This window comes from Achromobacter sp. Root83, from assembly GCF_001428845.1.
Taxonomy (GTDB): domain Bacteria; phylum Pseudomonadota; class Gammaproteobacteria; order Burkholderiales; family Burkholderiaceae_B; genus Achromobacter.
In genome coordinates, this window is sequence record NZ_LMIU01000001.1 from 365,817 (window position 1) to 392,663 (window position 26,847).

The 26,847-nt window shown below is 67.7% G+C and carries 25 protein-coding genes; 13 read left to right on the forward strand and 12 right to left on the reverse strand.

All coding sequences use genetic code 11. The features are described from left to right. Positions 1-66: 66 nt before the first annotated feature. Positions 67-2,673 (forward strand): ATP-dependent chaperone ClpB, encoded by a 2,607-nt coding sequence (gene clpB, locus ASE30_RS01635; RefSeq protein WP_057282518.1) that lies wholly within the window; start codon positions 67-69, stop codon positions 2,671-2,673. A 116-nt stretch (positions 2,674-2,789) separates the two neighbouring features. Here clpB and ASE30_RS01640 read toward each other — a convergent pair whose 3' ends face one another. Further along, a complete protein-coding gene (locus tag ASE30_RS01640) occupies positions 2,790-4,445 on the reverse strand; it encodes a hypothetical protein (RefSeq protein WP_057282519.1) in 1,656 nt (551 codons plus the stop codon). 112 nt (positions 4,446-4,557) lie between these two features. Beyond that, positions 4,558-5,205, reverse strand: a complete 648-nt coding sequence (locus ASE30_RS01645) for a TetR/AcrR family transcriptional regulator (protein ID WP_057283215.1) — start codon at positions 5,203-5,205, stop codon at positions 4,558-4,560. A 161-nt stretch (positions 5,206-5,366) separates the two neighbouring features. Here ASE30_RS01645 and ASE30_RS01650 point away from each other — a divergent pair, with 161 nt between their 5' ends. Then, positions 5,367-6,578 carry a Tm-1-like ATP-binding domain-containing protein gene (locus tag ASE30_RS01650; protein WP_057282520.1) on the forward strand — a complete coding sequence of 404 codons (1,212 nt, stop codon included), beginning with the start codon at positions 5,367-5,369 and terminating at the stop codon, positions 6,576-6,578. A gap of 11 nt (positions 6,579-6,589) precedes the next feature. Next, positions 6,590-7,420 carry a phosphoenolpyruvate hydrolase family protein gene (locus ASE30_RS01655; RefSeq protein WP_057282521.1) on the forward strand — a complete coding sequence of 277 codons (831 nt, stop codon included), beginning with the start codon at positions 6,590-6,592 and terminating at the stop codon, positions 7,418-7,420. A 75-nt stretch (positions 7,421-7,495) separates the two neighbouring features. Here the strand turns inward: ASE30_RS01655 and ASE30_RS01660 are convergent, their stop codons facing one another. Continuing rightward, complete coding sequence (locus ASE30_RS01660) at positions 7,496-8,467, reverse strand: LysR family transcriptional regulator (RefSeq protein WP_057282522.1); 972 nt, start codon at positions 8,465-8,467, stop codon at positions 7,496-7,498. A 127-nt stretch (positions 8,468-8,594) separates the two neighbouring features. Between ASE30_RS01660 and ASE30_RS01665 the strand changes: the two genes are divergently transcribed. After that, entirely contained in the window at positions 8,595-10,103 is a 1,509-nt protein-coding gene (locus tag ASE30_RS01665) for an amidohydrolase family protein (protein ID WP_057282523.1), read from the forward strand. Beyond that, entirely contained in the window at positions 10,100-11,059 is a 960-nt protein-coding gene (locus tag ASE30_RS01670) for a tripartite tricarboxylate transporter substrate binding protein BugE (protein WP_057282524.1), read from the forward strand. The genes ASE30_RS01665 and ASE30_RS01670 overlap by 4 nt, the downstream gene beginning before the upstream one ends. A gap of 21 nt (positions 11,060-11,080) precedes the next feature. Here the strand turns inward: ASE30_RS01670 and ASE30_RS01675 are convergent, their stop codons facing one another. From ASE30_RS01675 to ASE30_RS01695, 5 genes are read right to left on the reverse strand one after another with little or no spacing between them, the layout of a single operon-like run. Beyond that, entirely contained in the window at positions 11,081-12,457 is a 1,377-nt protein-coding gene (locus tag ASE30_RS01675; RefSeq protein ID WP_057282525.1) for a sulfite reductase subunit alpha, read from the reverse strand. Positions 12,458-12,463: 6 nt separating this feature from the next. Further along, positions 12,464-13,480: an FAD:protein FMN transferase gene (locus tag ASE30_RS01680; protein ID WP_082601415.1), complete on the reverse strand. Its 1,017-nt coding sequence runs from the start codon at positions 13,478-13,480 to the stop codon at positions 12,464-12,466. Positions 13,481-13,493: 13 nt separating this feature from the next. Then, positions 13,494-14,294 carry a DUF4198 domain-containing protein gene (locus ASE30_RS01685; RefSeq protein WP_057282526.1) on the reverse strand — a complete coding sequence of 267 codons (801 nt, stop codon included), beginning with the start codon at positions 14,292-14,294 and terminating at the stop codon, positions 13,494-13,496. Between the two features lie 28 nt (positions 14,295-14,322). Further along, a complete protein-coding gene (locus ASE30_RS01690) occupies positions 14,323-14,838 on the reverse strand; it encodes a DUF2271 domain-containing protein (protein ID WP_057282527.1) in 516 nt (171 codons plus the stop codon). Positions 14,839-14,866: 28 nt separating this feature from the next. After that, entirely contained in the window at positions 14,867-15,493 is a 627-nt protein-coding gene (locus tag ASE30_RS01695; protein ID WP_057282528.1) for a PepSY-associated TM helix domain-containing protein, read from the reverse strand. Between the two features lie 202 nt (positions 15,494-15,695). On the opposite strand from ASE30_RS01695, the gene ASE30_RS01700 reads away from it, so the two are divergent. Beyond that, positions 15,696-16,250, forward strand: a complete 555-nt coding sequence (locus ASE30_RS01700; RefSeq protein WP_057282529.1) for an HdeD family acid-resistance protein — start codon at positions 15,696-15,698, stop codon at positions 16,248-16,250. Positions 16,251-16,255: 5 nt separating this feature from the next. Further along, complete coding sequence (locus ASE30_RS01705; RefSeq protein ID WP_057282530.1) at positions 16,256-16,648, forward strand: fluoride efflux transporter CrcB; 393 nt, start codon at positions 16,256-16,258, stop codon at positions 16,646-16,648. 39 nt (positions 16,649-16,687) lie between these two features. Here the strand turns inward: ASE30_RS01705 and ASE30_RS01710 are convergent, their stop codons facing one another. Then, positions 16,688-17,581, reverse strand: a complete 894-nt coding sequence (locus ASE30_RS01710; RefSeq protein WP_057282531.1) for a LysR family transcriptional regulator — start codon at positions 17,579-17,581, stop codon at positions 16,688-16,690. A gap of 85 nt (positions 17,582-17,666) precedes the next feature. Between ASE30_RS01710 and ASE30_RS01715 the strand changes: the two genes are divergently transcribed. The 5 genes from ASE30_RS01715 to ASE30_RS01735 all read left to right on the forward strand — a co-directional run bounded on the left by ASE30_RS01715 (position 17,667) and on the right by ASE30_RS01735 (position 22,471). Next, positions 17,667-18,512, forward strand: a complete 846-nt coding sequence (locus ASE30_RS01715) for a CoA ester lyase (RefSeq protein WP_057282532.1) — start codon at positions 17,667-17,669, stop codon at positions 18,510-18,512. Between the two features lie 48 nt (positions 18,513-18,560). Further along, positions 18,561-19,787 carry a CaiB/BaiF CoA-transferase family protein gene (locus ASE30_RS01720; RefSeq protein WP_057282533.1) on the forward strand — a complete coding sequence of 409 codons (1,227 nt, stop codon included), beginning with the start codon at positions 18,561-18,563 and terminating at the stop codon, positions 19,785-19,787. A gap of 85 nt (positions 19,788-19,872) precedes the next feature. Beyond that, positions 19,873-20,877 carry a cyclase family protein gene (locus ASE30_RS01725; RefSeq protein WP_057282534.1) on the forward strand — a complete coding sequence of 335 codons (1,005 nt, stop codon included), beginning with the start codon at positions 19,873-19,875 and terminating at the stop codon, positions 20,875-20,877. 73 nt (positions 20,878-20,950) lie between these two features. After that, on the forward strand, positions 20,951-21,937 hold the full coding sequence (locus tag ASE30_RS01730) for a tripartite tricarboxylate transporter substrate binding protein (protein WP_057282535.1): 987 nt from the start codon (positions 20,951-20,953) through the stop codon (positions 21,935-21,937). Between the two features lie 78 nt (positions 21,938-22,015). Then, a complete protein-coding gene (locus ASE30_RS01735) occupies positions 22,016-22,471 on the forward strand; it encodes a carboxymuconolactone decarboxylase family protein (RefSeq protein ID WP_057282536.1) in 456 nt (151 codons plus the stop codon). A gap of 21 nt (positions 22,472-22,492) precedes the next feature. Here ASE30_RS01735 and hpnE read toward each other — a convergent pair whose 3' ends face one another. Genes hpnE through hpnC form a run of 3 tightly spaced genes read right to left on the reverse strand, consistent with a single transcriptional unit; the run spans position 22,493 to position 25,521 of the window. Further along, complete coding sequence (gene hpnE / locus ASE30_RS01740) at positions 22,493-23,815, reverse strand: hydroxysqualene dehydroxylase HpnE (RefSeq protein ID WP_057282537.1); 1,323 nt, start codon at positions 23,813-23,815, stop codon at positions 22,493-22,495. Continuing rightward, positions 23,812-24,675, reverse strand: coding sequence for a presqualene diphosphate synthase HpnD (gene hpnD, locus ASE30_RS01745; protein WP_057282538.1), 864 nt, complete (start codon positions 24,673-24,675; stop codon positions 23,812-23,814). The genes hpnE and hpnD overlap by 4 nt, the downstream gene beginning before the upstream one ends. A 15-nt stretch (positions 24,676-24,690) precedes the next feature. Continuing rightward, positions 24,691-25,521 carry a squalene synthase HpnC gene (gene hpnC, locus ASE30_RS01750; RefSeq protein WP_057282539.1) on the reverse strand — a complete coding sequence of 277 codons (831 nt, stop codon included), beginning with the start codon at positions 25,519-25,521 and terminating at the stop codon, positions 24,691-24,693. Between the two features lie 130 nt (positions 25,522-25,651). Here hpnC and alr point away from each other — a divergent pair, with 130 nt between their 5' ends. Next, positions 25,652-26,779, forward strand: a complete 1,128-nt coding sequence (gene alr, locus ASE30_RS01755; protein WP_057282540.1) for an alanine racemase — start codon at positions 25,652-25,654, stop codon at positions 26,777-26,779. The last annotated feature ends 68 nt before the right edge of the window (positions 26,780-26,847 follow it).

Below are 26,847 nucleotides of genomic sequence, written 5' to 3' on the forward strand. Positions count from 1 at the left end.
CATATTCAGGTTATCGAGCCAGCCGGCACGTAGCGGTCAGGCTCCCCACAAGCCACAACGACCATTATGCGATTCGACAAACTCACCACCAAGTTCCAACAAGCGCTGGCCGACGCTCAAAGCCTGGCCGCCCGCAACGATCACCCCTACATCGAGCCCGTCCACGTGCTGTCGGCGTTGCTGTCGGATTCCGACAGCGGCGCCGGCAGCCTGCTGGCGCGTGCCGGCGTGGCGGTCAACCGGCTGTCGCCGGCCCTCGAAAACGCCCTGAAATCCCTGCCGCAGGTGCAGGGCGAGGACAACGTCCAGGTGGGCCGCGACCTGCAAGGCGTGCTGACGCGCACCGACAAGGAAGCCGCGCGCCGCGGCGACACCTACATCGCCAGCGAGCTCTTCCTGTTGGCGCTGGCCGACGACAAGGGCGACGCCGGCCGCATCCTGCGTGAAGCGGGCCTGCAGAAGAAGGCCCTGGAAGCCGCGATCGACGCCGTGCGCGGCGGCGAAAACGTCTCCGGCGCCGAAGGCGAGGCCAACCGCGAAGCCCTGTCCAAGTACACGATGGACCTGACCGAGCGCGCCCGCCAGGGCAAGCTGGATCCCGTGATCGGCCGCGACGACGAAATCCGCCGCACGATCCAGATCCTGCAGCGCCGCACCAAGAACAACCCCGTGCTGATCGGCGAACCCGGCGTGGGCAAGACCGCCATCGTCGAAGGCCTGGCGCAACGCATCGTCAACGACGAGGTACCCGAGAGCCTGCGCGGCAAGCGCGTGCTGTCCCTGGACCTGGCGGCCTTGCTGGCCGGCGCCAAGTTCCGCGGTGAATTCGAGGAACGCCTGAAGGCCGTGCTGAAGGAACTGGGCCAGGACGACGGCCGCAACATCGTCTTCATCGACGAACTCCACACCATGGTGGGCGCGGGCAAGGCGGAAGGCGCGATGGACGCCGGCAACATGCTCAAGCCGGCGCTGGCGCGCGGCGAACTGCATTGCATCGGCGCGACCACGCTGGACGAATACCGCAAGTACATCGAAAAGGACGCCGCGCTGGAGCGCCGCTTCCAGAAGGTGCTGGTCGACGAACCCGATGTGGAATCCACCATCGCCATCCTGCGCGGTCTGCAGGAACGCTATGAAATCCACCACGGTGTCGAAATCACCGACCCGGCCATCGTGGCGGCGGCGGAGCTGTCGCACCGCTACATCACCGACCGCTTCCTGCCCGACAAGGCGATCGACCTCATCGACGAGGCCGGCGCCCGCATCCGCATGGAGATCGATTCCAAGCCGGAGGTGATGGACAAGCTGGACCGCCGCATCATCCAGCTCAAGATCGAGCGCGAGGCCGTCAAGAAGGAAACCGACGATGCGTCCAAGCGCCGCCTGGGCGTCATCGAAGACGAACTGGAAAAGCTGCAACGCGAATACAACGACTACGAAGAAATCTGGAAGGCCGAGAAGGCCGCGGTGCAGGGCACCCAGGCCATCAAGGAAGAGATCGACAGCGTGCGCGCCGAGATGGCGGAATTGCAACGCAAGGGCCAGTTCGACAAGCTGGCCGAGCTGCAGTATGGCAAGCTGCCCGATCTGGAATCGCGCCTGAAGGCCGCCGAAGTGGGCGCCGCCGAGGCCGCTGAAAACGCGGAAGGCGACGAATCGCGTCCGCGCCTGTTGCGCACCCGTGTCGGCGCCGAGGAAATCGCCGAAGTCGTGTCGCGCGCCACCGGCATTCCCGTGTCGAAGATGATGCAGGGCGAACGCGAAAAGCTGCTGCACATGGAAGAATTCCTGCACAAGCGCGTGGTGGGCCAGGACGAGGCCGTGCGCCTCGTGTCGGACGCCATCCGGCGTTCCCGCGCGGGCCTGGCGGACCCGGCGCGCCCGTACGGATCCTTCCTGTTCCTGGGCCCGACCGGCGTGGGCAAGACCGAACTGACGCGCGCGCTGGCCGAGTTCCTGTTCGATTCCGAAGAGCACCTGATCCGCATCGACATGAGCGAATTCATGGAGAAGCATTCGGTGGCGCGGCTGATCGGCGCGCCGCCCGGATACGTGGGCTACGAAGAGGGCGGCTACCTGACCGAGGCCGTGCGGCGCAAGCCGTACAGCGTGGTGCTGCTGGACGAAGTGGAAAAGGCGCACCCCGACGTGTTCAACGTGCTGCTGCAAGTGCTGGATGACGGCCGCCTGACCGACGGCCAGGGCCGCACCGTGGACTTCCGCAATACCGTGATCGTGATGACGTCCAACCTCGGGTCGCACCACATCCAGACGCTGGCCGGGCAGCCGTACGACGTCATCAAGGAAGTGGTCTGGGACGAACTCAAGCAGACGCTGCGGCCGGAATTCCTGAACCGCATCGACGAAGTGGTCGTGTTCCATGGCCTGGAGGCGCAGCATATCGAGTCCATCGCCCGCATTCAGCTACGCCGCCTTGGTGAACGCCTTGAAAAGCAGGAAATGCGCCTCGAGGTTACCGAACCGGCGTTGGCGGAACTGGCCCGTTCCGGATTCGATCCCGTGTTTGGCGCGCGGCCGTTGAAGCGCGCGATCCAGCAGCAGATCGAAAACCCGGTGGCGCGCCTGATCCTCGAAGGCAGGTTCGGCCCGCGCGATGTGGTGCCGGTGGACTGGCAGGATGGCGAGTTCATCTTCACCCGCACGCTGCAGTAAGCAAAAGGCCCGGCGATGTGCCGGGCCAGCCGATACCGATCGGGTCAATCCCTGCAAGGCGGACACGCCTTGCAGGGATTTTTCATGGAAGGCGGGCGAAGGACGCCGCCGTCCACTTACTCACTCACGGTCACGAACACCGGGTTCGAATAGAACCACAGGTCGTTGTAGTTGCGCGCGTTGATGGCATTGAAGCGCGCCACGTTGTCCGCGAAGTCGACCTTGGCGTCGGGCAAGGGTTCGCCGGCGGCGGTCTCGCCGGCCACGTCGACGCCCAGGTTCGTGCCGCGCAGGCGCAGGTACTGGCTCTTGTCCGCCGTCACCGTGGCCTTGATGACGTTGTAGCCGTCGGCATCCACCGTCCAATCGGCGCGGGTATAGCGGGCCAGCACGCGCGTCGTGGGGTTGGTGTCGTTGTCGTACTCCGCCGTGCCGGCCAAGGCACGGGGGGCGACGTCGCCGACGATCAGGTCCACGTGATTGACCGTGGGCTTGACGTAGGTGGGGTTGCCGCTTTCGATGGGGTACTCGTAGTTGTTGCTGTCGGGGCTGCGGAAGCGGATGGTGATCTCCACCTTTTCGCCCTTCGCCGCCTTCAACTCGCCACCCATGTGCGCGACGCCGCTGGCGCCCTGCGCCTGGAAGTCCAGCGTGTCGATCAGGTCACCGAATACTCCGAAAAGCCGGCCACTCTTCAGGCCAGCCATCACAGCCGCCATGTCGTCGCCGTCCTTCCAGACGTGGGTCTTGGCGTATTCGCCGGGGGCGTAGCCGCTGCTGTACAGGCCGGAAGCGGTGCGGAAGTGATAGTCCGAATCGGCCACGGTCCAGATGCGGCGTCCTTCGCCCAATAGCGCGTCCCAGGTGCCGCCCAGATGCGCGACCAGATAGTCCACGCCGCCGTACGTGCGATTCGGCAGGAACGCGGGGGTGTAGGCCGTGGCATAGCCGCCGCGGTCGGGTTCCATCTGGTTGCCCACCATGCCTTCGATCGCAAAGAAGACGGACGGCGCCAGGTCGTTCATCTCGCGCAGTTGCGCGACCGTGTACTTGCCCGCGTAGCGCGAGGGGTGGTTCAGCAGCATGTAGCTGTCGGGATGTTTGTCGCGCAGCCACTTCAGCGCGGCCATCGAGTCCGCATGCGTGGTGTAGGCGCGCGTTTCGCCGGACAGGCGCGACACCAGCAACGGGTCGAACAGGCTGGGATCGCGGTTGGTGAACAGGTACTCGAATTCGGCCACGGCTTCCAGCGACTTGGCCGACAGCGGATCGTTGACGCCGATGCCGATGTTGACGTGGTCATGCGTGGGCATGTCCCATTCGAACGACGAGAAGATGATCTTGCCCGCGTAGCGGCCCGCGGCCTGGGCTTCCTTGATGAAGGGCACTTCGTACTGCGCCATGCCCTGGGAAAAGGGAATGGCGCCGCCGGCCAGGTTCACGCCGGTATGGTCGCGCGCCGACAGGCGCAGGTGGTTCGAGATCGCGGCCCAATCCAGCTTGTAGCGGTCGAAGGCCTGGTCCAGCGCGCTTTCCAGGCTGACCTGCGCGTCGTCCGACTGATAGGTGTGCACATGCAGGTCGCCGGTGCTCCATGCGCCGGTCTCGACCGGCTTGGGATCGGCCGGAGGCGTCGGGTCGGTTACCGCGGGCGGGGCAGGCGGGGGCGCGGCCTCGTTGTCGTCATCGCCACCGCAGGCGCTCAGGAGGGTGACGCAAGCCAGCGACAAGGGCAAGACAGCCCGCCGCAGGCGGGAAACTTCAAACTGCATGTAAAACACTCCAACGTCATGACGGCATGCGGTACGCAATGCCGCGGAGCGCCGAACTATGCGGGCCGCGAGTGACGTGGGAATGACAGCGGCGCGCCGGCCGCCGGCCGCGCTATTTTTTTCCGCCTGCCGTCTCGGAAAGCGCTTGCTTGATGATGGCGTTGGCCGTCCAGCGCACCACGTCGGTGATCTCGGCCAGTTCCAGTTTCCAGATGTCTTTCAGGACCAGGAATACCTCGGTGCCGTAGACCAGCGACAGCGCCTGCGCCACGCGGTCCTGTTGCGCGGGTGTCAGGTCGGCCGCCAGCGGCGCGATGGCGCGCTTCAGGATGTCGACCCGGTGGCCGCGCACCAGCCGCGGTTCGGGACCCGCCTTGCCGGCGCTGGCCTCGGCGTGCTGCTGCAAGGACACCATGATGGCGGCGCGCAGCGGCGCCTCGTGCGATTCCAGGCGCGGATAGGCAAAGCGCAGCAGTTCGTCGACGCGCGCGGCGGCGTCCGGCGCGTTGGAGTCCCAGGCCAGGATGGGGCCCAGGCTTTCATCCACCACCGCCGCGATCAATGCGCTCTGGCTGGGGAAGTAGCGGTATGCCGTGGCCCGCGACACGCGCGCGTGTTCGGCCAGCTCCGCGACCGAAGGCGTGACGCCTTGCGCCATGAGCTGCTGCGCGGCGTCCAGCAGCGTCTTGCGCATGCGCGCGCGCGGTCCGTGCGGGGGTTCTCCGCTGGCGGCGGCCTGGGGGCTGGCGGGGGCGATCAGCCGCGCGCTGGCGGCCGCGGCAGGGGCCGTCTTGCCAGGGGTTTCGGTTTGACGTGAGACTGGTGTCTCAGTATGATTCTTTCGTCTCATTTCTAGATTCTACAGGCCTTTGGCCTCACATATCGAGGCGCGCACGGAGTGTAGCCGCCCGCGGAGGAGTCATGACGCATACGAAGCAGCGGGTGTTTGTCGCCGCCACCTACGACACAAAGGGCCAAGAGGCCGAATACGTGGTGGACCTGCTCAAGCGCGACGGGCTGGACGTGGTGTCGGTGGATGTCTCCACCTCGGGCGCCGCCAGCGCGGCCCAGGTGCAGGCCCAGGAAATCGCCAAGAGCCACCCCGATGGGCCGGGCGCCGTCTTCACGGGGGACCGTGGCACGGCTATCGCCGCCATGGCGCTGGCGTTCGAACGCTATGCCGCCGGCAACGCCGCGATCGGCGCAATGATCGGCCTGGGCGGCTCGGGCGGCACCGCCCTGATCACGCCTGCCATGCGCGCGCTGCCGATCGGCACGCCCAAGATGATGGTGTCGACCATGGCCTCGGGCAACGTCGCGCCCTATGTGGGCCCGTCGGACATCGCCATGATGTATTCCGTGACGGATGTGGCGGGCCTGAACCGCATCTCGCGCCGGGTGCTGGCCAATGCGGCCGGCGCGATCGGCGGGGCGTTCCGCCAGTCCGGCAGCGCTGCCAGCGACGACAGCCGGCCCGCCGTGGGCATCACGATGTTCGGCGTCACCACCGCCTGCGTCCAGCAGGTGACGCCGCTGCTGGAATCCCGCTACGACTGCCTGGTGTTCCATGCCACGGGCACGGGCGGACAATCCATGGAAAAGCTCCTGGACAGCCATCTGCTGGCCGGCGTGCTGGACCTGACCACCACCGAGGTCTGCGATCTTCTGTTCGGCGGCGTGCTGGCCTGCACGGACGACCGTTTTGGCGCCGTGGCGCGCACGCGCGCGCCGTACGTCGGGTCCTGCGGCGCGCTGGATATGGTCAATTTCGGCGGCATGGATTCGATCCCCGAACGCTATCGCGGCCGCAAGTTCTACCCGCACAACCCGCAGGTGACGCTGATGCGCACCACCGCTGCGGAAAACACCCAGCAGGGCGAATGGATTGCCAGCCGGTTGAACCGCTGCGAGGGCCCGGTGCGCTTCCTGATTCCCGAGGGCGGGGTGTCCGCGCTGGACGCGCCGGGACAGGCCTTCTGGGACCCCGAGGCCGACGCCGCCTTGTTTTCCGCGCTGGAAGCGAACGTGCGCCAGACGGCGGACCGCCGGCTGGTGCGCGTGCCCTGCCACATCAACGACCCGCTGTTCGCGACAACCGCGGTCGAACACTTTCTTGAAATTGCCGCTCACTAAGGACCGATGTCATGCCGCGCTTTGACCGTAACGAACTGCTGGACAAGTTTCGCGCCATGGTGCGCGCCCGCACGCCCATCGTCGGCGGCGGCGCGGGCACGGGGCTGTCGGCCAAATGCGAGGAAGCGGGCGGCATCGACCTGATCGTGATCTACAACTCGGGCCGTTACCGCATGGCGGGCCGGGGCTCGCTGGCTGGCCTGCTGGCCTACGGCAACGCCAACGAGATCGTCGTGGACATGGGCCGCGAAGTCTTGCCCGTCGTGAAGCACACGCCCGTGCTGGCGGGCGTGAACGGCACCGACCCCTTCTGCGATTTCGATGTCTTCCTGGACGACCTGAAGCGCCAGGGCTTTGCTGGCGTGCAGAACTTTCCCACCGTGGGCCTGATCGACGGCAACTTCCGCGCCAACCTGGAAGAGACCGGCATGGGCTACGCGCTGGAAGTCGACATGATCCGCCTGGCGCACAAGAAGGGCATGCTGACGACGCCTTATGTCTTCAATGCGGACGACGCGGTGGCCATGGCGCGCGCCGGCGCGGACATCATCGTGGCGCACATGGGCCTGACCACCGGCGGGTCCATCGGCGCCGAGACCTCGCAAACGCTGGACGATTGCGTGGCCGCCATCGACCGCATTGCCGCGGCCGCGCTGGCCGTGCGTCCGGACATCATCGTGCTGTGCCACGGCGGCCCGATTGCGACGCCCGAAGATGCCGCCTATGTGCTGCGCGCGTGCAAACATTGCCATGGCTTCTACGGCGCCAGTTCGATGGAGCGCCTGCCCACCGAGCAGGCACTGACCGCAGCCACGCGCGAGTTCAAGAATCTGCGTTTCTGAGCTTCATTTTTCGGCATTCATTTGGCGCACACCGTATACATCGTGGCGCCATCCACTCACTGCCGGATACCGCCCCTAACCCAGCTTGCGCCCGGCCCGCGCCGCCACTCGTCGGCACCCCGCGGGCAGGGATGCCGTGCGCAGGTACTCATGGATGGCGCGGATCAGCGCCAGCGCGGCGGGGCTCAGCGGGTATTCCTTGTGTCGGATGATGCAGACGGTGCGCACCACGGTGGGCCGGGCCAATAGCGCGTAGGCCAGCCCGGGCTCCAGCACCCGCTGCGCGGCCAGCGCCGGCAGCAGCGCCACGCCCAGTCCGGCCTTGACCAGCGCCGCTTGCGAGGTGGTGCTGGACGCTTCATAGAACGGCGCCGCGGCTTCAATCGGCAGATCCGCGCGCGCGCGTAGCAACGCCATGATTCCCGTTTCGTCCACCACCCCCACCAGCTTGCGCTCGGCCAGGTCCGACCAGCGCATCGTGCCGTCGGTGCCGGGACGCAGGCCGGCGTCGTCCTCGCGGTACAGCACGCCGAACCGGTCTTCGAGCAGCGCGTCGAACTGCAGGCCGGGCGCGTCGGCCCAGCGGCTGGTCAGGCCAAAATCCACCTCGCGCGTGGCGACCTTGCGCTGGATGCGGCCGGAGTTGTCGTCGCTGAGGTACAGGCGCACCGCCGGATACTGGGCCGAAAACGTGGTGGCGGCGGGCGCGATGATCTGCGTGATGGCCGACGGCGCCGCCGCCACGCCGACCCGGCCGCGCTCCAGCGCCCCAAAACGAACGACGTCTTCGATCACGCCATCGAAGTCGGCCAGCAGCCGCATCACGCGCGGCAGGAATTCCTCTCCGGCCGCGGTCAGCAGCACGCGCCTGCTGGTGCGGGCAAAGAGCTGGGTGCCCAGTGCGTCCTCCAGTTGGCGCACCAGGCTGGTCACGGACGATTGTGTCTGGAACAGGCGCTTGGCCGCATGCGTGAAGCTGGACTCCTGCGCGACCGCCACGAACGCGGTCAGGTGCTTCAGGGTGACATGCTTGGGCAGACGATTCATTTCAAAACTAGATAGATGGATTAGTTAAAACAATTTTTCCAGATTGATCGCGCCGACGATACTAGGGGCTTCATCAAGGCCCCGTGCAAGGCGACGTTCAGCGAGCAGGGGCCTGAACAAGGCAGACATGGCGCAGCAAACTCTGGATCTGATCATCGAAGGCGGCTGGCTCATCGACGGGATGGGCGGGCCCAGGCGGCTCGCCGACGTGGGCGTGGCGGGGGAGCGCATCGCCGCTATCGGCGACCTTTCGGCCATCGCGGCCGCGCGTAGAGTGGACGCCAGCGGCAAGATCGTGGCGCCGGGCTTTATCGATGTGCATGGGCACGACGACCTGATGTTCGTGGAAAAGCCCGATCTGGCGTGGAAGACCAGCCAGGGGATCACGTCGGTGGTGGTCGGCAACTGCGGCGTGAGCGGCGCGCCCGCGCCGCTGGCGGGCAATACCGCGGCGGCGCTGGCCCTGTTGGGCGAGACGCCGCTGTTCCCCAGCACCGGCGACTACTTCGACGAGCTGCGCGCGCGCCAGCCCATGATCAACGTGGCGGCCCTGGTGGGCCACGCCAACCTGCGTCTGGCGGCCATGCGCGACCCGGAGGCCCAGCCTACGGCAGACGAACAGGACCTGATGCAGCGCATGCTGGACGACGCGCTGGCGGCGGGCGCCGTGGGCTTCAGCACGGGTCTGGCTTACCAGCCGGGCGGTGCGGCACAGCAATCCGAGCTGGAAGGCCTGGCACGCGTGGCGGCGGCGCGCGGCGCGATCCACACCAGCCATATCCGCAATGAAGGCGACGAGGTGGAGGCCGCCGTCGACGAGGTCCTGGCCATTGGCCGCAACACCGGCTGCGCCACCGTGCTGTCGCACCATAAATGCATGATGCCCCGCAATTGGGGCAAGAGCCGCGCCACCCTCGCCAACGTCGACCGCGCGCGCGCCGAAGGACTGGATGTGGCGCTGGACATTTACCCCTATCCGGGCAGCTCCACGATCCTGATTCCGGAACGCGCGGAGACCATCGACGACATTCGCATCACCTGGTCCACGCCGCATCCCGAATGCGGCGGCGAGTATCTGAGCGACATCGCGGCGCGCTGGGGCTGCGACAAGACCACCGCGGCCGAGCGCCTGTGCCCCGCGGGCGCCATCTATTTTGCGATGGACGATGACGAGGTGCGGCGGATCTTCCAGCACGAATGCTGCATGGTCGGCTCCGACGGGCTGCCGAACGACACGCATCCGCATCCCCGTCTTTGGGGCAGTTTCACGCGGGTGCTGGGCCGCTACGTGCGCGAGGCCGAACTGCTGACCCTGGAGGCGGCGGTGGCCAAGATGACCGCCTTGCCCGCCCGCGTCTTCGGCCTGGCCGGACGCGGCCGGATCAGCGTGGGTGCATGGGCGGACATCGTGGTGTTCGACGCGGACACGGTCGAAGACCGCGCCACCTGGGAAGCGCCGACCCTGGCCTCCACCGGCGTGGAGCATGTGCTGGTCAATGGCCAGCAGGTGTTTCCCGCCACCGCCGGCATGGCACGCCCCGGCAAAATTCTACGCCGCGACGCGCCCCGCGCGCACGCCGCCGAACCCGCTTCGATAACAACAGCAACCATCCCCACAGGAGACAAACCATCATGATGCGCAAGACTTGTGCCGCCCTGGCGCTCGCCGCCATTCTGCCGGCGGCCCACGCCGCCTTTCCCGACCATCCCATTACCCTGATCGTGCCGTTCCCGGCGGGCGGCCCCACCGATATCGTCGGCCGGGTGGCCGCGGCCAAGGCGGGCGAGATCCTGGGCCAGCAGATCGTGGTGGAAAACCGCACGGGCGCCTCCGGCACGATCGGCATGACGGCCACCGCGCGCGCCAAGCCGGACGGCTACACCGTCGGCCTGGCCACCGTCAGTACGCACGGCACGGCGCCGCACCTGTTCCCCAACCTGGCCTATGACCCCGTCAAGGACTTCACGCCCATCAGCAACCTGGTGACCAGCCCCAACATCCTCAGCGTGAATCCGAAGTTCCCCGCCAAGACGCTGGCCGACTTCGTGGCGCACGTGCGCGCCAATCCCAACAAGGACGGCTACGCCAATGCGGGCGCGGGCGGCGTGAACGACCTGGGCATGATCTGGTTCCTGCAGATCATCGGCGGCAAGATGAACAGCATCTCGTATCGCGGGTCAGCGCCTGCGCTGACCGATACGGTGGGCGGCGTGGTGCCGGTCATCTTCGACAACTTCCCGTCCTCGCTGCCCTACCTGAAGAGCAACCATCTGCAGGCGCTAGCGATCACCGGCACCGAGCGCAATCCGCGCTTGCCGGACGTGCCGACGTTCGCGGAACAGGGCTACAAGGACTACGATGTCACCGCCTGGTACGGCGTGGTGGGGCCGGCGGGCATGCCGGCCGACGTGCGCGACAAACTGGCGGACGCCTTTGCCCAGGCAGTGCGCGATCCCGCCACGGCGGCCAAGATGGAAGAGACCGGGGCATTTCCGCTGGGCAATACGCCGGCCGAATTCGGCGAGCAGATCCGCACGGAGCGGAACCGCTGGAAGACGGTGATCGACCGCGCGCAGATCAAGCTGCAGTAGGGACGCGCGGCCCGCCGCGCTTCAATACACGTCGCGCCGGTAGCGGCCGGCGTGCTGCAGGGCCTGCAGGCGCTCATCGCCCAGGATGTCCTGCAAGGCGGCGTCCACCCCGCCCGCCATTCCCTGCAGGCTGCCGCACACATAGATGGCGGCCCCGGCGTCCACCCAGGCGCGCACGGCCTGCGCCTCTTCGCGCAGGCGGTGCTGCACATAGCGGCGCGCGGGCTGGTCGCGCGAGAAGACGGCGTCCACGCGTTCCAGCGTGCCGTCGTCCTTCCACGCCGCGATCTCACCCTGGCAGAACCAGTCGTGCGCGGCATTGCGTTCGCCAAAGACCAGCCAGTTGCGGCGGTGGCCGGCGGCGCGGCGCGCCTTGATCAACGCCCGCAGCCCGGCCAGGCCGGTGCCATTGCCCACGAGAATCATCGGGCGGTCATCTGCCGGCGCATGGAAATTGCGATTGGCGCGCACGCGCAGGTCGATGGCATCGCCGGTATCGGCGATCTGCGTGAGCCAGCCGCTGCCCAGCCCCAGCTTGCCGTCGGCGCCGCGCATCTGACGCACCAGAAGCTGGATGACGCCGTCTTCGGGCAGCGAGGCGATGGAATACTCGCGATGCGTCAGCAAGGCGCCGCCGCGTTCGCGCCGGGGGCCGATTTCGGCGATGTCGCCGGCCTGCCAGGGCCGCGCGCCGGAAGCGGGCGGCGTCAGCGTCAGCAGGTAGCAGGGCCCGCCCTGGCTTTGGGGATTGAGCGCCCGCCGGGCGGCAAGGCGCCAGGATTCGTAGACGGGCGCCTCCCAGTCGGGCAGGTCGCCGCGGCCGGCCAGCAGGCCCAGGTGATGCTGCCAATGGCGCAAGGCGGCCGCATCGTCGTTGTCGACCTCGACCAGATCGAACAGCGGCGTTGCGCCCTGCGCGTGCAGCCAGTCGTTGAGCAGATGGCCGAAGCCACAGAACCGGGCATATTCGCTGTCGCCCAGCGCCAGCACCGCGTAATGCGCGCCCGCCAGCGCCGCCGTTGCGCCGGGGTCCTGCATCCGGCCCGCAAAGGCCGCCGCCGCGTCGGGCGGGTCGCCTTCTCCATAGGTGCTCACCACGAACAGCATGCGGCGATAGGCGGCCAGGCGCGCCACGTCCAGTTGGTCCAGCGAGGCCACGCGCACGTTCAGGCCGCCGGCGCGTAAGGATTCCGCGGTCTGCGCGGCCAGGGACTCGGCATAGCCGGTCTGGCTGGCGTAGGCGACCAGCAGGGTGTCTTCAGGCGCGGGGGTGTCCAGGGCATGCCGCGCCAGCGTTTGCCGTGCGTCGCGCCGCCGGGCGCGGCGCCACGCCCAAAGGCATAGCAGCAGCCAAGCCAGCACCACGCACGCCGCCGCAATGAGCCGTATAGGGGTCATGAGCGTTCAGGGGAGATTGGCCAGGGCCTGGAACGCCGGCGTGGCGACGACGCGATAGGCGTCGTCCCCGCGCAGGATGAACAAGGCCGCGATGTCATGGCGGCGGGCGTAGCCGGGGCCTTCCGTTTCGCCCAGCACGGTGAGGGCGGTGGCCAGGGCATCGGCCTGCATGCAGCCGGGATGCAGCACCGTGACCGAGGCGACCGGGTTGCGCACGGGGCGCCCGGTGCGCGGGTCGATGGTGTGCGCGTAGCGCCCGTCGCCGCTGCCGGCGTGGCGCCGGTAATCGCCGGACGTGGCGATGCTGCGGCCGTCGAGCGGCAGCGCCAGCGCGTGGTCCCCGCTCGCGTCGGGGACTTCGATGGCCACGCGCCAGGGCTGTCCGTCGGGACGCTTGCCGCGCGCGCGCAATTCGCCGCCCACTTCCACCAGATACTGCGTGATGCCCAGGGCATCCAGCGCCATCGCGGCGCGGTCCACGCCGTAGCCCTTGGCGATGGACGACAGGTCCAGATAGGTGCCGCCTGCCTGGTGCGCCGACTGCGTGGCTTCATCCAGCCGCACGCGCCGCCAGCCGCAGCGCAGGCGCGCGGCCTCGATGGCGGCGGGCGAAGGCGGTTCGTAGGCGCGTTGATGCGGGCCGAAGCCCCAGGCGTTCACCAGCGGCCCCACGGTGGGATCGTAGGCGCCGCCGCAGTCCTCGGCCAGCATCAGCGCATGGCGCAGCACATGGAAGAACGCGGCCGGCAGTACTTGCCAGCCGGGGCCCGCCTGGTTGTAGCGCGTGATGTCGGAGTCCGCTTCCCAGGTGCTCATCTGCGCCACCACCTCGTCCAGCGCGGCCTGGATCGCCTGCCGCGCCGAGGCTTCCGTGCGTCCGGCCGGCAAGGCCATGCGCGCGGACCAGGTGGTGCCCATGGTGGCGCCGGCCAGCGCGGCGGGGCGCGCCGGCATGGCGCCATAGGCGACGCGGAAGGCCGCAGCCGCCGCGCCGGGCTGGGCGTAGGAAGGGGTGTTCGCCACGCGCGGGACCGGCTTAGGGCTGCAGGACTTCGACGGTGCCGGCGTACGACAGGCGGCGCTTCTTGGCCTGCGGCACGGTGACCTTGGCGTCTTCCAGGCCGGCTTCGATCCAGTACAGCCCGGGCTGCGGCCACTTCACCGAGAACTTGCCGTCCTTGTCGGTCTTCAGCTTGATCTCGCCGACCTTGTCGCGATAGCGGCTGCCGCCGGGCACCACGTTGATTTCCAGCTCGGCGGCGGGCTGGCCGTCCAGCAGCATCTGGAACGTCGCGGCCTCGTCGGTGAACAGGTCGTTCGGATGCGTGACGGGCGCCAGTTCCAATCCACGGCCCACGGGCTTCACGGCCGTGGGCTTGCCGGCGGTCACGAAGGTTTCGACGCGGCCCAGGCTCTGCGAGACTTCAAGATCGTCCGCCTTGGCGGGCACGGCCTGCGCCATGCCTTCGGGCTTGCCGAAGTAACGCTTGCCCTTGCCGTCTTCTTTCCAGCGGGCGAACACGCCGTCGTTGACGACGGCCACGCGGTAGGTGCCGCTCTGCTTGAGCTGCAGGTCGAACGTGCTGCGCAGCTTGCCGCGGCTGATGTTCTCGGCTTCGGCGGCGCTGCCGTCCGGCGCGGTCACGGCCAGGCCGTCCAGGCGCAACGGGGCATGGTTGAAATAGAACTTGTCGTTGCCCACGGCGGCGTCCACCGTGACCCAGCTATCGGTGCCGGACAGCACCGTCGAGGACGGCACGATCCAGACGTCGTGCGCGTGTGCGGCGAAGGGCAGGCACAGCGCCAGGGCGGCGGCCAGTTTGGCGGCGGATTTCATCGTTGCGCTCCTAAGGCGGGTAGGGGGATCAGGGTTTGAGGGCAAGGGCGATGGCGCCCAGTTCGTGTTCGCCTTGCGCGGCGAGCTGCTCGGATTTTTGCGGCGGCCACTGGAAGGGGATGCGCACCAGTTCGCGGCCGCCGACTTCGCGCGCCGCTTCCACCACCACGGCGTACTGGCCGGGCTTCAGGCTGGCCAGCGGCTTGCTGGATGCGTCAAAGCTCAGGGCGTGCTTGCCCACCGGCTTGGTGGCGCCGCTGACGCCGTCGACAGGGAATTGCTGGTTGCGGCCGCTGCGGCGCCACCATTGGCGCATGTCCTTGAGCCACTCGGTGCCCTCGTTGTTCTTCTTGGCCACGTCGTACCAGACGGCGAGGTCAGCGGCGACGCTCTGGTCGGGGTTCTCGATCCAGATCGCCACATAGGGGCGGTGGTATTCGGCGACGTCCAGGCGCGGGACCTCGATGGACAGGCCGATGTCCGCGGCATTGGCGGTTCGGGCGATCAGGCCGGCCAACAGGGCCGGCAACAACAGCTTGCGCATGGAAGTCTCCAGGGGCGTATCGAGGGAATCAATGAATGAACAGCAGGGCCAGCACCACCGGGATGACGACTCCCAGCCCCACCATGGGCCAGGTCGCGCCCCGGTTGCCGGCGTGCATCTTCAGCAGCACCAGCCCGGTCAGCGAAAACACCAGACAGGCGACGGCAAAGATGTCCAGGAACCAGCTCCAGGCAAGGCCCGTATGGCGGCCCTTGTGCAAGTCGTTCAGGTACGAGATCCAGCCGCGGTCCGTGCGTTCGTATTCAACGTCGCCGCTGGCCAGGTCGATCGACAGCCAGGCGTCGCCGCCGGCGCGCGGCAGAGACAGGTAGACCTCGTTGGCGGACCATTCGGCGGGCCGGCCGGCGGTGGCCGCGTCCAGCGTCTGGTCCAGCCATTGGGCCACGGGGGCGGGCAGCGGCGCCTTCTTGTCCGCGGGGGGCGCGGTCAGTTGCCGAAGGACGGGCTCGGGCAGTTGGACATCCCGGCTGCTCACCACCGCCTTGGTTTCAATGTGCGAAGCGTTGTTGAGGGTCAGCCCCGTCACCGCGAACAACAGCATGCCCAGCAGGCAGAGCGCCGCGCTGATCCAGTGCCATTGATGCAGGGTCTTGAGCCAATAGGCCCGGCGGCGAGGGGTGGGTTGACTGTCCATGCGATATCGGATTGGAAGGCGCGGATTCTAACATTTAATGAGAATTACTCTTATAGAAGCGGCGCTTCCGGACGCAAGGAAATTTCAATCGATTTCGAAGGCGGCGGCGTTCGCGCATCGCGCCGCGCCACGGCCCGCGCCGTGGCGCCTGCCGGCCAGCGGGGATAAGATAGGCCACCCGTTACCTACACCGGAGGTCGTCATGCTTGAACAGCAAGTCGTGGATCAAATCGGTCGTCATTGGGGTTGGGTGGCGCTGCGGGGCGTTGTCGCCATCCTGTTCGGCTTCATGGCCATGTTCATGCCGGCGATCACGCTGTCGGCGCTGGTGATGGTGTGGGGCGCCTTCGCGCTGGTGGATGGCGTGCTGGCGCTGATCGCCGGATTTCGCATCCGGGACCACGGCAAGCCGCTGTGGGCGCTGGTAATCGTGGGCCTGCTGGGCGTCGCCGCCGGCATCGTCACTTTCCTCTGGCCCGGCCTTACCGCTTTGCTGCTGCTCTACATCATCGCGGTCTGGGCGGTGGTGGCGGGCGTGTTCCAGGTCATCGCCGCGATCCGCTTCCGCAAGGCCATCCACAACGAATGGCTGCTGGGCCTGTCCGGGCTGGTGTCGGTCCTGTTCGGCGGCATGCTCATCATGCAGCCGGGCGCGGGCGCGCTGGCCCTGGTGTGGGTGATTGGCATCTACGCCGTGTTCTTCGGCATACTGCTGCTGGTCTTTTCATTCCGCCTCAAACAGCACGCGTCGACCTGACATTCATGACCGCCTACCAAACCCTGATTCCCCTGAATTTCCTGGCCGTGGGCCTGGGCGCGGCATTCGGCGCCTGGACCCGCTGGCTGGTCAGCCTGTGGCTCAATGTCGAATCCTGGCCGTGGGGCACCTTCATGGTCAATCTGGCCGGCGGCTATCTGGTGGGCGTGGCGCTGGCGCTGGTGGCGGGTCACCCCGAATGGCCGGCCTGGGTGCGTCTGGGCGCCATCACGGGCTTCCTGGGCGGTCTGACGACGTTCTCCACCTTCTCGGCGGAAACCGTGGCCATGCTGGAGCGGGGCGCCTACGCCAGCGCGCTGGGCTATGCCGGGTTCAGCCTTGCGGGGTCGCTGGCGCTGACGGCGGCCGGCGTCGCTACGGCCTATGTGCTGCGATGATCCGCCTATGCGGGCCTGTCCGCACAGTCCGCGGCGGCGTCAGCCCGCTTGGGCATCCTGAACCCTGCCGTACTCCACCACCGCGATGTCGCGAAACGCCTGGATCAGCGCCAGCCGGGGCGACACGCGCGACCAGATCAGGCCGAAGCGGCGCGGTTCGCAATGCGCGGGCAGCGGCAAGGCCAGCAGGCCCAGCCGTTCAATCGCGCCGTTGGTGGACCGGGGCAGGATAGCCACGCCCAGGTCTCGGCTGACCATGACGGCGATCGATTCGATCGCGTTCAGTTCGAAGCGTTCGCGCGGGGTGATGCCCACGCGGCGCAGGTAGTCTTCGACGTGGCGGCCGCTCCAGTCGCTGCGCTGATACCGGATGAACGGCTCGCCCGTCAGCAGGCTGTGCGGATGCCGGCCCGCGTGGCGCGGCGCGGCCGCCAGCACGTAGGGTTCCTCGCGCAGTAGCTGCCAACCCAGGCTTTTGGACAGGGGGTAGGGCGCTTCCAGCGCAATCGCGGCGTCCAGTTCGCCGCTTTCGATGGCGGGGTAGAAGCGCGCCGAATGCCCCGGCTGGATCTCCACGCTGATCAGGGGATGCCGCCTGACCAGGTGCTCCAGGATCGCCGGCACCATGGAATTCAGCGCCGTGTTGCCCGCGCCCAGTCTCAGTTCTCCCATCATTTCGTCCGACCGGGCCAGGTAGCGGATCTTCTCGATTCTTTCCAGGACCTCGCGCATGGGGCCGATCAGTTCAATGGCCTTGGCGGTCAGGTGCACCGTGCGCCCAGCGCGCGCCACCAGCGGCACGCCCAGGTCCTGTTCCAGTTTGCGCACCTGCTGCGCCACGGCGCCATGCGTCAGCCCCAGCCGCCGGGCGGCCTCGGCCATGGAACCGTGTTCGGCCACGGCGGCCAGCGTTTGCAGGAAGTCGGTGTTCATGATGATAGATATTCTATCTTCTTATCGCATGGCGGCTTTCCCCTGGGCCGCATTGCCGGCCTCACAATGCGCCCAGGAGACATCAATGAGAAGCAAGCTGTTCGTACCGGCATCGCGCCCGGAACTATTCGATAAAGCCATGGCTAGCGAGGCCGACGCCCTGTCCTTCGATCTGGAGGACGCAGTCGCTCCGGCGCGCAAGCAAGCGGCGCGAGAGGCCCTGGCCCAGTGGCTGGCATCGCCCGCCTTCGAGGCAGCTCAGTCCCTACATGCCAAGAAAATTATCGTCCGCGTGAACGCCGACGACACGCCGCATTTTGCGGGCGACCTGAACGCCCTGGGCGGGCTGCCGATAGATGTGGTGAATCTGCCCAAGGTCGAGAGCGCCACGGCGCTGTGCGCGGCAGCAGTCCAGGCTATTGCGGCCGGCTTCCAGGGCGAGTTCCTGATCACGGTTGAAACGCCCCGCGCCTTGGCCCGCGCCGCCGAGCTGGCGGATGCGCATCCCCGCGTCGCCGGCCTGCAACTGGGCCTGGCCGACCTGTTCGAACCGCTGGGAATCAGCCGCTACGAGCCAGAGACGCTGCGGGCGGTGATGCTGTCCCTGCGTCTGGGCGCGGGTTGCGCGGGCAAGTACGCCATGGACGCCGCCTATGCCCGCGTGCGCGATGCCGACGGCTTTCGCGCCGAGGCGCGGCTGGCGCGTTCGCTGGGTTTCCTGGGCAAATCCTGCGTCCATCCCAGCCAGATCGCCATCGCCAACGAGGTCTTCGGCTTCAGCGCCGACGAGGTCGAGCAGGCGCGTCGAATCGTGGCCGCCAGCCGGGAGCAGGACGGCGTGGGCGCCTTTCTGCTGGACGGCAAGATGATCGATGCGCCTTTCGTGCGGCGCGCGCAGGATGTGCTGCGCGCGGCCGGCGGAGCGGCCTGAATCGCGCGGGCGCCTGTCGCCGCGCAACGCATTTATTGAGTGAATCGCATGACGCAACACGAAACCTCTGCTGAGCTGCCGCTGGCGGGAATCAAGGTCCTGGACCTGAGCGCCTACATCGCGGGGCCCTACGGCTGCGCGCTGCTGGGCGACATGGGCGCGGAAGTGATCAAGGTCGAGCCGCCGGAAGGCGACAACCTGCGCAAGTACCCCTCCACTCTGGCCGCAGAGAGCCGCGCGTTTCTGGGCATCAACCGCAACAAGCGCGGCATCTGCCTGAACCTGAAAGAAGCGGCGGGCTACGAGGTGCTGCTGCGGCTGGCGCGCGAGGCCGACGTGCTGGTCCACAATTTCAGGCCCGGTGTGCCGGAACGGTTGCGGATCGATTTCGCCACCTTGGCCGCCGTCAATCCGCGCCTGGTGTACTGCGCCATGACGGGTTATGGCGCGACGGGCCCGATGGCCCGCCACGCGGGCTACGACCAGGTGCTGCAGTCCATGACCGGCATGTGCGCCGCGCAGGGCAAGGCCGACGGACCGCCCGAGGTGCTGTACGGATCGGTGGTGGACTATTACGGCGCCGCGCTGATCTCCAACAGCGTGTCCGCCGCGCTCTACCGGCGCGAGAAGACGGGACGCGGCCAGGCCATCGAAGTGTCGCTGCTGGGCAGCGCCCTGGCCATGCAGTCGGCCAGGCTGGTGTGGGCCGACGGCGAACCGCGCCGTATCGAGCGCGACATGCGTTCGGGCGGCATCACCGGCATTCATCCGACGCGCGAGGGCCATCTGTACATGTCGGCGAATACGCCGCATTTCTGGCGGGCCTTGTGCGGGCATCTGGACCTGCCCGAGCTGGCCGACGATCCCGAGTACGACACGGTGAAAAAGCGCGCGGCCCACGCCGACGTGCTGGTGCCGCGGGTGCGGCAGGCCCTGGCGCGCGCCTCGGCGCGCGAGTGGGCCGAGCGCTTCGGGCAGAGCGTGCCGTGCGCCGAAGTGCTGCCGGTCGAGGACATGTTCGACCATCCGCAGGTGCAGGCCATGGGACACCTGCGCCCCTACCGCAGCGCGCAGGCCGGCGGCTATCTGGGGCTCGCCCAATGGGCCCGTTTCGGCGCGGCCGCAGTCACGCCGGACCCCGAGGCGGACCCCACGTCGGCGGAGGCTGGCCCCGGCGCGCCAGCCCTGGGCGAACATAGCCGCGAAATACTGTCCACGCTGGGATACACCTCGGATGAAGTTGCGCAGTTGATGCAATCCGCCGTGGTGAAATAAGCGGTAACAACCATAAGCAGTGACAACGATAAGCAGCAACCACGATTCCAGGAATCGTCCGGCATAGGACGAGGAGACAAGGACCATGAGTCAAGCGCAACGATACCTTCGCCGTCCGGAGGGTTCGAACTGGGGGGATTTTGGGCAAGACGACCAGCTCGGCACGCTCAATCACCTGGATCGCCACGCGCGCCTTGCGGCCGTGGCGGAAATCCGCGAAGGAATTTCATTTTCGCTCAGCCTGCCGCTGACAGTGCCTCGCGCGCCGGTGCTCAATCCGCGCCGCAAGGGGCCCGTGATCGTGCCGGCCGAGAAGAACGGCGTGCCGGTGTACCGCTATCCGCTAGGGCGCGATATGCCCGGCGCCACCGATGTCGTCAGCGATGACCGCGTCACCCTGTCGCCGCAGTATTCGACGCAATGGGATGCGTTGGGCCACGTCGGCTCGATGTACGACGCGCTGGGCACCGGACAGCCGCAGCCCACGGGCTACAACGGCTTTGCGGTCAGTGAACCGCTAGCGGAGGGCTTTGCCGGCACGCGCGATCTGTCCATCGAGCCGATGGCGCGCCATGGCATTCAGGGGCGCGGCGTGATGGTGGACCTGCGCGCCCGCTATGGCGATGCGCAGCGCAAGGTCTCGTACCGCGACCTGATGGACGTGATGCGCGCCGACGGCGTGCAGATCCGGCCCGGCGATGTGCTGTGCCTGCACACCGGCCTGGCCGATCTGGCGTTGACGCTGGGCGACGACGAGCAGGAATTGCTGAAGACCCGCTGCTGCGTGCTGGACGGCGCCGACGCCGAACTGCTGGCCTGGATCAAGAGCAGCCGCATCGCTGCCATTGCCGCGGACAATCACGCCGTCGAGCTGCGCAACCATCATCTGGATGCCGCCAGCGGGCCGCTGCTTCCCTTGCACGAACAATGCCTGTTCAAGCTGGGGCTCCCGCTGGGCGAGCTCTGGCATCTGACCCCGCTGGCGCAATGGCTGCGCCAGCACAACCGAAACGCGTTTTTCCTGACCGCGGCGCCGATGTACGTGCCGGGGCTGGTAGGCGCGCCGGTCAACCCCATCGCGACCGTCTGAATATTTCGGGCGAATCGCGCAACGATCCTGGATCGACTGAAACATCCCCGCAGGGGAGACCTGAGGAGCACACATGAAGAAAACCCGTTACACGGCGCTTGCCGCATTGCGTCCGCTGGCTGCCGTCATCGGCCTGGCCGGCGCGTTCGGCGCGGCGCATGCCGCCGGCTATCCCGAACAGCCCATCACCGTGGTGGTGCCGTATTCGGCAGGCGGGGGCGCCGACAATGCCGCCCGCATCATTGCGCAGGGCATGGGCGAAGTCGCCGGCCAGAGCGTGGTGATCGAGAACAAGGGCGGCGCCAGCGGCGCCATCGGCGCGGCCTACGTGGCGCGCGCCAAGCCCGACGGCTACACGGTGCTCTATGACGCGTCGGCCTTCTCGATCAATCCCGTGCTGCGCAAGCTGCCCTACGACGCAAAGAAGGACTTCGTTCCGGTGTCGCAGGCCATCAGCGTGCCCAACATCCTGGTGGCCGCGCCCGGCTCCGCGTTCAACAGCCTGCCCGACTTCATCAAGGCGGCGCGCGCCAACCCCGGCAAGTACACCTTCGCGTCCTACGGGCCGGGCAGCCTGGCGCAGATGGCCGCCGAACTGCTCAAGAAGGACGCCGGCGTGGACATGGTGCACGTTCCCTACAAGGGCGGCGCGCCCGCAATCGTGGACGTCATGGGCGGGCAGGTCGACATCTATTTCGCCAACGCGGCGTCCAGCCTGAACTACGTCAGCGGCGGCAAGCTGAAGGCGCTGGCGGTGTCGTCGGCCAAGCGCATGCCGGAACTGCCCAACGTCGCGACCGTGGGCGAAGCCGGCATCAAGGACTTCGACGTGGAGGAATGGAACGGCTTCTTCCTGCCCGCGGGCGCCAGCCCTGAAGTGGTGGCCAAGCTGCAGGACCTGGTGCAAAAGGCGCTGGCGCGTCCCGACACCCGCGAAAAGCTTGCCAAGCTGGGCCTGACGCCGGTGGGCAGCAGCGCCGCGGATTTTGCGAAATTCGTGGATGCCGAACAGATCCGCTGGGCGGAAGTCGTGAAAACCAATAGCATCACGGTGAACTGATCCTCAAGCGGGCCGGCGCGGGCGCGGCACAGCGCCTGCGCCGGCCCGCTTGGCCCCTGTCGAAAGGAGATGCCTCAGATGAGCCGACAAGACGATTTCGAGCGCGGGCTGGCCAACCGCCGCGCGGTGCTGGGCGATGAATGGGTCCAGCGTTCGCTGGACCGCGCGACCACCTTCACCGCCGATTATCAGAACATGATCACGCGCTACGCGTGGCACGACATCTGGAGCCGCCCGGGCCTGCCCCACAAGGCGCGGCGCATGATGGTGCTGGCGGTGACCCTGTCGCTGGGGCGATGGGAAGAGTTCGAACTGCACGTGCGCGCCGCGCTCACGGCGGCGGACGACTCGCGCCTGACCCCCGACGAGCTCAAGGAAGTGCTGCTGCAGAACGCCATTTACGCCGGCGTGCCGGCGGCCAATACCGCCTTCAATCTGGCGCAGGCCATCTTGCGCGAGGTGGCGGCGCAGATCGGCTACGACCTGGCCCCGGCGGATCCGCGCCAGGCCGACCTGTTCGCCGGGCCGGGCTAGGCCAGGACCGTCCGCGCCGTCTCAATCGGCGCGGGGATTCAGCACGCGGGCGGCCTGCAGGCCGCTGCGCACCGCGCCTTCCAGCACGCCGGGGTAGCCGGTGTCGGTCCAGTCGCCGGCCAGCGCCAGCGTGGGCCACGGCGTGGAATTGAGCGGCCGCGTCAGGCCCGGCACCGCCGCGAAGGTGGCGCGCTTTTCGATGAACAGCTCGGCCGCCGATACTTCCGGCATGGGCGGCAGGCGCGAGGGATGGCTGGCCGCCTGCTCGGACACCTGGTCGATCATGGCTTCGATGACCTGGCGGCGGTTGCGGTCGCCGATGCCGATGGCCGCGCTGGCCACCACGGCCAGTTCTCCCGCCTTGGTGTCGCCGGCCAATTGGGCGCGGTCGAACAACCATTGGCCGGCATGGCCGCGGGCCGCATCTTCGCGCAGCATCATCATGGGTTCGGGCAGGCGCCAGGGCTCCGCCAGACGCAGATTCAGCGTGGCGATGGGCAGGTATTCGAACGCCTTCAGCGCTTCGAGCAAACCGGTGGCGCCGGCTTCGCGCAACGGCGCGTCCAGCAGGCGCGCCGCGAACGTGGGCGGCACGGCCAGCACGGCGGCGTCGAAGCGTTCCTGGTTGATATCGATGCCTTCGTTCGACGGGCGAAGCTGGCGCACGGTGCTGCCGTAGCGCATGGTGACCTGGCGCGCCGCGGCATCCGGCCAGAGCGCCGACAGGTCCGTGCAGGGCAGCAGCAGATCGCTGTCTTCGCGGGTGCCGGCAAGGCTGTCGCGCAGCACCCGGGCGAACAGCGCGGCGCTGGCGGTGGCGATCGGGGTGTTCAGCGCGGCCAGGCACAGGGGATCCCAGATCTGGCGGATCAGCGCGTCGGACTGCGCGTGATAGTGCAGCAGGTGCAGCACCGTCCAGTCGCGCGGCGGCATCCAGGACATGGCCTTCAGGCCGCGCATGAGGCGCAGCGTGGCAAGGCGGTCGCTCCACGAAAGGCCGCGGGCGCGCAGGATGGCCACCGCCATGTGCAAGGGCGCGGGCAGGCGCGGGGCCGACAGATGGAAACGGCCGTCCAGGCTGGCCAGCCGCAAGGGCCGGCGCATCAGCAGCGCGTCGGGGTTGCGCCCAACGCGGCGCATCAAGGCCAGCGTGTGGCGGTAGGCGCCGGACAGCAGGTGCTGGCCATTGTCCAGGGGCGCGTCGAAGTCGCCGTGGAACACGCGCCGGGCACGTCCGCCCGGGGTGTGGCCGGCCTCGAACACCGTGACCTTGGCGCCGGCTTCGCGCAGGGCGACGCTGGCCGCCAGGCCGGCCCAGCCCGCGCCGATGACCGCGGCCTTCACCGCGCCAACCGGCGGATCAGTCCGCGTCCACCGCCCACCCAGGTCTTCCAGGCAAGCCAGAGTTTGCGCAGCGGCGTGAGCGAAATGCGCTGGTGCAGCACCTGCCAGTTGTCGCGCTCGATCTCGTCGAGCAGCGCGTGATAGATGGCGGCCATCATCAGGCCGGGGCGTTGCGAACGGCGGTCGGCCTCGGGCAGGTTGCTCATTGCCTCGCGGTAGAGCTCGCGGGCGCGGTCGGCCTGGAACTTCATCAACGCGCTGAACCGTTCGGAATACTCGCCGTTCAGAATGTCCGAAGCCTTGACCTCGAACTGCTGCATGTCGTTGACCGGGATGTAGATGCGGCCGCGGCGGGCGTCGTCGCCGACGTCGCGGATGATGTTCGTCATCTGGAACGCCAGGCCCAGCTTCTCGGCGTAGACCAGCGTCTTGGGGTCGGAATAGCCAAATACGCCGGCGGACAATTCGCCCACCACGCCGGCGGCGTGCCAGCAATATTTGCGCAGGCCGGGCCAGTCCAGGTAGCGGGTCTGGTCCAGATCCATTTCCATGCCGTCGACAACGGCCAGCAGGCGTTCGCGGGTGATGGAACAGCTTTGCAGGTGCGGCTGCAGGGCCCGCGTCACCGGGTGGTCGGGCTTGCCGTCGAACATCTGGTCGACTTGCGTGCGCCACCACGCCAGCTTGATCCTGGCCAGCGAGGGGTCGGTGCATTCGTCGACCACGTCGTCCACTTCGCGGCAGTACGCGTAAAGGGCCGTGATGGCGCGCCGGCGTTCGGGCGGCAGGAACAGGAATGAATAGTAGAAGCTGGAACCGCTCTTGGCGGCTTTTTCCTGGCAGTACTCGTCAGGGGTCATATTAAGGGGGGCCTGTTACTTGATGGAGCGCCACAGCATGATGGCCCAATCTTTGGCGCCCAATTCGGGGCGATTCATGAATACATCGTAGCCGCTCGCCTCGATACGCTCCAGCACGCGCAGCCCGCCTTGCACCACCAGGCGCAGCTCCAGGCCGATACGGCCCGGCAGGCGGCGCGCCAGCGGAGCGCCGAAGTGTAGCAGCGCCCGCGTGCGGTCGACCTCGAACGCCATCAGCTCGCGCCAGGCGGGGGTCAGGCGGCAGGCGGCCAGGTCGTCGTCCGTGACGCCGTGGCGGCGCAGGTCTTCCTGCGGCAGATAGACGCGCTGCTTGTGCCAGTCCACGCGGACATCCTGCCAGAAGTTCACCAGTTGCAGTCCGGTGCAGATGGCGTCGGATTCCGCCACGTTCTGAGGAGTGGTCGCGTCGAACAGGTGCAGCATCAGCCGCCCGACCGGGTTGGCCGAGCGCGAACAATAATCCGTGAGCGTGGCGTAGTCTTCGTAGCGCTTGACTTCGATGTCCTGCTCGAAGGCCGACAAAAGGTCATAGAAGGGCGTGATGGGCAACTGATGCCGGGCGATGGTGGCGGCAAGCGGCGTGAAGATGTCGGCCAGCGGCGGCAGGCCGGGCGCCGGGGGCGTGCCCGGTTCCGCGCCGATGCGATGAAGTTCGGTACGAAACGCGGCCAGCTGGCTCAGGCGTTCGGCGTCGGTCGCGCTGCCTTCATCGGCGATATCGTCCGCGGCGCGGGCGAACCGGTAGATATCGGTCACGGCGCCGCGCAGCCTGCGCGGCAGCAGCAGCGAGGCGACGGGAAAGTTCTCGTAGTGATCGATGGACATAGGCTAGGTGTACGGATGGGGCGCAAAGGGCCGTATTTGCTTCATTTTAGAGTAGTCGTTTTCCCATGACATGGCCCCATGCCGCGGGCGCGGCGATCAGTTAGACTTGAACGCCACAGGATCTCACATCATGCCGCGCCCAATATCCGCCACTGTTTCCGTTTCCGCGCTTGCGCACAATCTTGCCGCCGTGCGCCGCCACCTCGACCAGACCGCCGCCGCCGCCTCCGGCGTGCCGCCCTCGATCTGGGCGGTGATCAAGGCCAACGCCTATGGGCACGGCATCGAGCAGGCGGTCGCGGGGTTTTCAAAGGCCCAGGGCCTGGCGATGCTCGACCTGGATGAAGCCGTGCGTTGCCGCGAGGCCGGCTGGGGCGGGCCCATCCTGCTGCTGGAGGGGTTTTTCAACCCGTCCGACCTCGACATCATCGACCGCTACCACCTGAGCACCACGGTGCATCATCGCGAACAATTGGACATGCTTGCCCGCGCGCGCTTTTCGCGCCGCGTCGACATCATGCTCAAGCTCAACAGCGGCATGAACCGGCTGGGCTTCAGCCCGGCGGCCTATCCTGCCGCGTATGAACGCGCCACGTTGCTGCAACAGCAAGGCACGCTGGGCTCGGTGGGCAAGATGACCCACTTCGCCTGCGCCGACGGCCCGCAGGGCGTGAATGAGCAGCTCAGTGTCTTCAATTCGGTGACGCATAAGCTGCCGGGCGCCATCAGCGTCTGCAACTCCGCCGCCACGCTGCGTTTCGCGGATATCGCGGTGGGATCCGAAACCCAGACGCATTGGGTACGGCCGGGCATCTGCCTGTACGGGGCCTCGCCGTTCGCGGACGCCGAGGGCTCGGCATTCGGCCTGAAGCCGGCGATGTCGCTGAATTCCGAAATCATCGCGGTGCAAGAGCTCAAGGCCGGCGATTCGGTCGGCTACGGGGCGCTCTTTCGCGCCGAACGCGCCATGCGCATCGGCATCGTGGCCTGCGGCTACGCCGACGGCTACCCGCGCCACGCCACCACGGGCACGCCAGTGGTGGTGGCGGGCATACGGACCCAGCTCGTGGGCCGGGTGTCCATGGACATGCTGATCGTCGATCTGGGGCCGGTTCCCTCCGCGGGCGTGGGGGCTCCGGTGTCGCTGTGGGGCGAAGACGGCCCCTCCGTGGACGAGGTGGCCCAGGCGGCCGGCACCATCGGCTACGAACTGCTCTGCGCCCTGGCGCCGCGCGTTTCGGTCACCCGCGACGCCTGAACCGGACCCCAGGCCGGGCCGCCGGCCGCGGTTCGCCCGGCGTCCAGCGTGCAAGAATTGCTACGCAA

Bases quoted from the DNA above. Each gene is read 5' to 3' on its own strand.
- clpB (WP_057282518.1), top strand. From the start codon at position 67: ATGCGATTCGACAAACTCACCACCAAGTTCCAACAAGCGCTGGCCGAC.
- ASE30_RS01640 (WP_057282519.1), bottom strand. From the start codon at position 4,445: ATGCAGTTTGAAGTTTCCCGCCTGCGGCGGGCTGTCTTGCCCTTGTCG.
- ASE30_RS01650 (WP_057282520.1), top strand. From the start codon at position 5,367: ATGACGCATACGAAGCAGCGGGTGTTTGTCGCCGCCACCTACGACACA.
- ASE30_RS01655 (WP_057282521.1), top strand. From the start codon at position 6,590: ATGCCGCGCTTTGACCGTAACGAACTGCTGGACAAGTTTCGCGCCATG.
- ASE30_RS01660 (WP_057282522.1), bottom strand. From the start codon at position 8,467: ATGAATCGTCTGCCCAAGCATGTCACCCTGAAGCACCTGACCGCGTTC.
- ASE30_RS01665 (WP_057282523.1), top strand. From the start codon at position 8,595: ATGGCGCAGCAAACTCTGGATCTGATCATCGAAGGCGGCTGGCTCATC.
- ASE30_RS01670 (WP_057282524.1), top strand. From the start codon at position 10,100: ATGATGCGCAAGACTTGTGCCGCCCTGGCGCTCGCCGCCATTCTGCCG.
- ASE30_RS01675 (WP_057282525.1), bottom strand. From the start codon at position 12,457: ATGACCCCTATACGGCTCATTGCGGCGGCGTGCGTGGTGCTGGCTTGG.
- ASE30_RS01685 (WP_057282526.1), bottom strand. From the start codon at position 14,294: ATGAAATCCGCCGCCAAACTGGCCGCCGCCCTGGCGCTGTGCCTGCCC.
- ASE30_RS01690 (WP_057282527.1), bottom strand. From the start codon at position 14,838: ATGCGCAAGCTGTTGTTGCCGGCCCTGTTGGCCGGCCTGATCGCCCGA.
- ASE30_RS01695 (WP_057282528.1), bottom strand. From the start codon at position 15,493: ATGGACAGTCAACCCACCCCTCGCCGCCGGGCCTATTGGCTCAAGACC.
- ASE30_RS01700 (WP_057282529.1), top strand. From the start codon at position 15,696: ATGCTTGAACAGCAAGTCGTGGATCAAATCGGTCGTCATTGGGGTTGG.
- ASE30_RS01705 (WP_057282530.1), top strand. From the start codon at position 16,256: ATGACCGCCTACCAAACCCTGATTCCCCTGAATTTCCTGGCCGTGGGC.
- ASE30_RS01710 (WP_057282531.1), bottom strand. From the start codon at position 17,581: ATGAACACCGACTTCCTGCAAACGCTGGCCGCCGTGGCCGAACACGGT.
- ASE30_RS01715 (WP_057282532.1), top strand. From the start codon at position 17,667: ATGAGAAGCAAGCTGTTCGTACCGGCATCGCGCCCGGAACTATTCGAT.
- ASE30_RS01720 (WP_057282533.1), top strand. From the start codon at position 18,561: ATGACGCAACACGAAACCTCTGCTGAGCTGCCGCTGGCGGGAATCAAG.
- ASE30_RS01725 (WP_057282534.1), top strand. From the start codon at position 19,873: ATGAGTCAAGCGCAACGATACCTTCGCCGTCCGGAGGGTTCGAACTGG.
- ASE30_RS01730 (WP_057282535.1), top strand. From the start codon at position 20,951: ATGAAGAAAACCCGTTACACGGCGCTTGCCGCATTGCGTCCGCTGGCT.
- ASE30_RS01735 (WP_057282536.1), top strand. From the start codon at position 22,016: ATGAGCCGACAAGACGATTTCGAGCGCGGGCTGGCCAACCGCCGCGCG.
- hpnD (WP_057282538.1), bottom strand. From the start codon at position 24,675: ATGACCCCTGACGAGTACTGCCAGGAAAAAGCCGCCAAGAGCGGTTCC.
- hpnC (WP_057282539.1), bottom strand. From the start codon at position 25,521: ATGTCCATCGATCACTACGAGAACTTTCCCGTCGCCTCGCTGCTGCTG.
- alr (WP_057282540.1), top strand. From the start codon at position 25,652: ATGCCGCGCCCAATATCCGCCACTGTTTCCGTTTCCGCGCTTGCGCAC.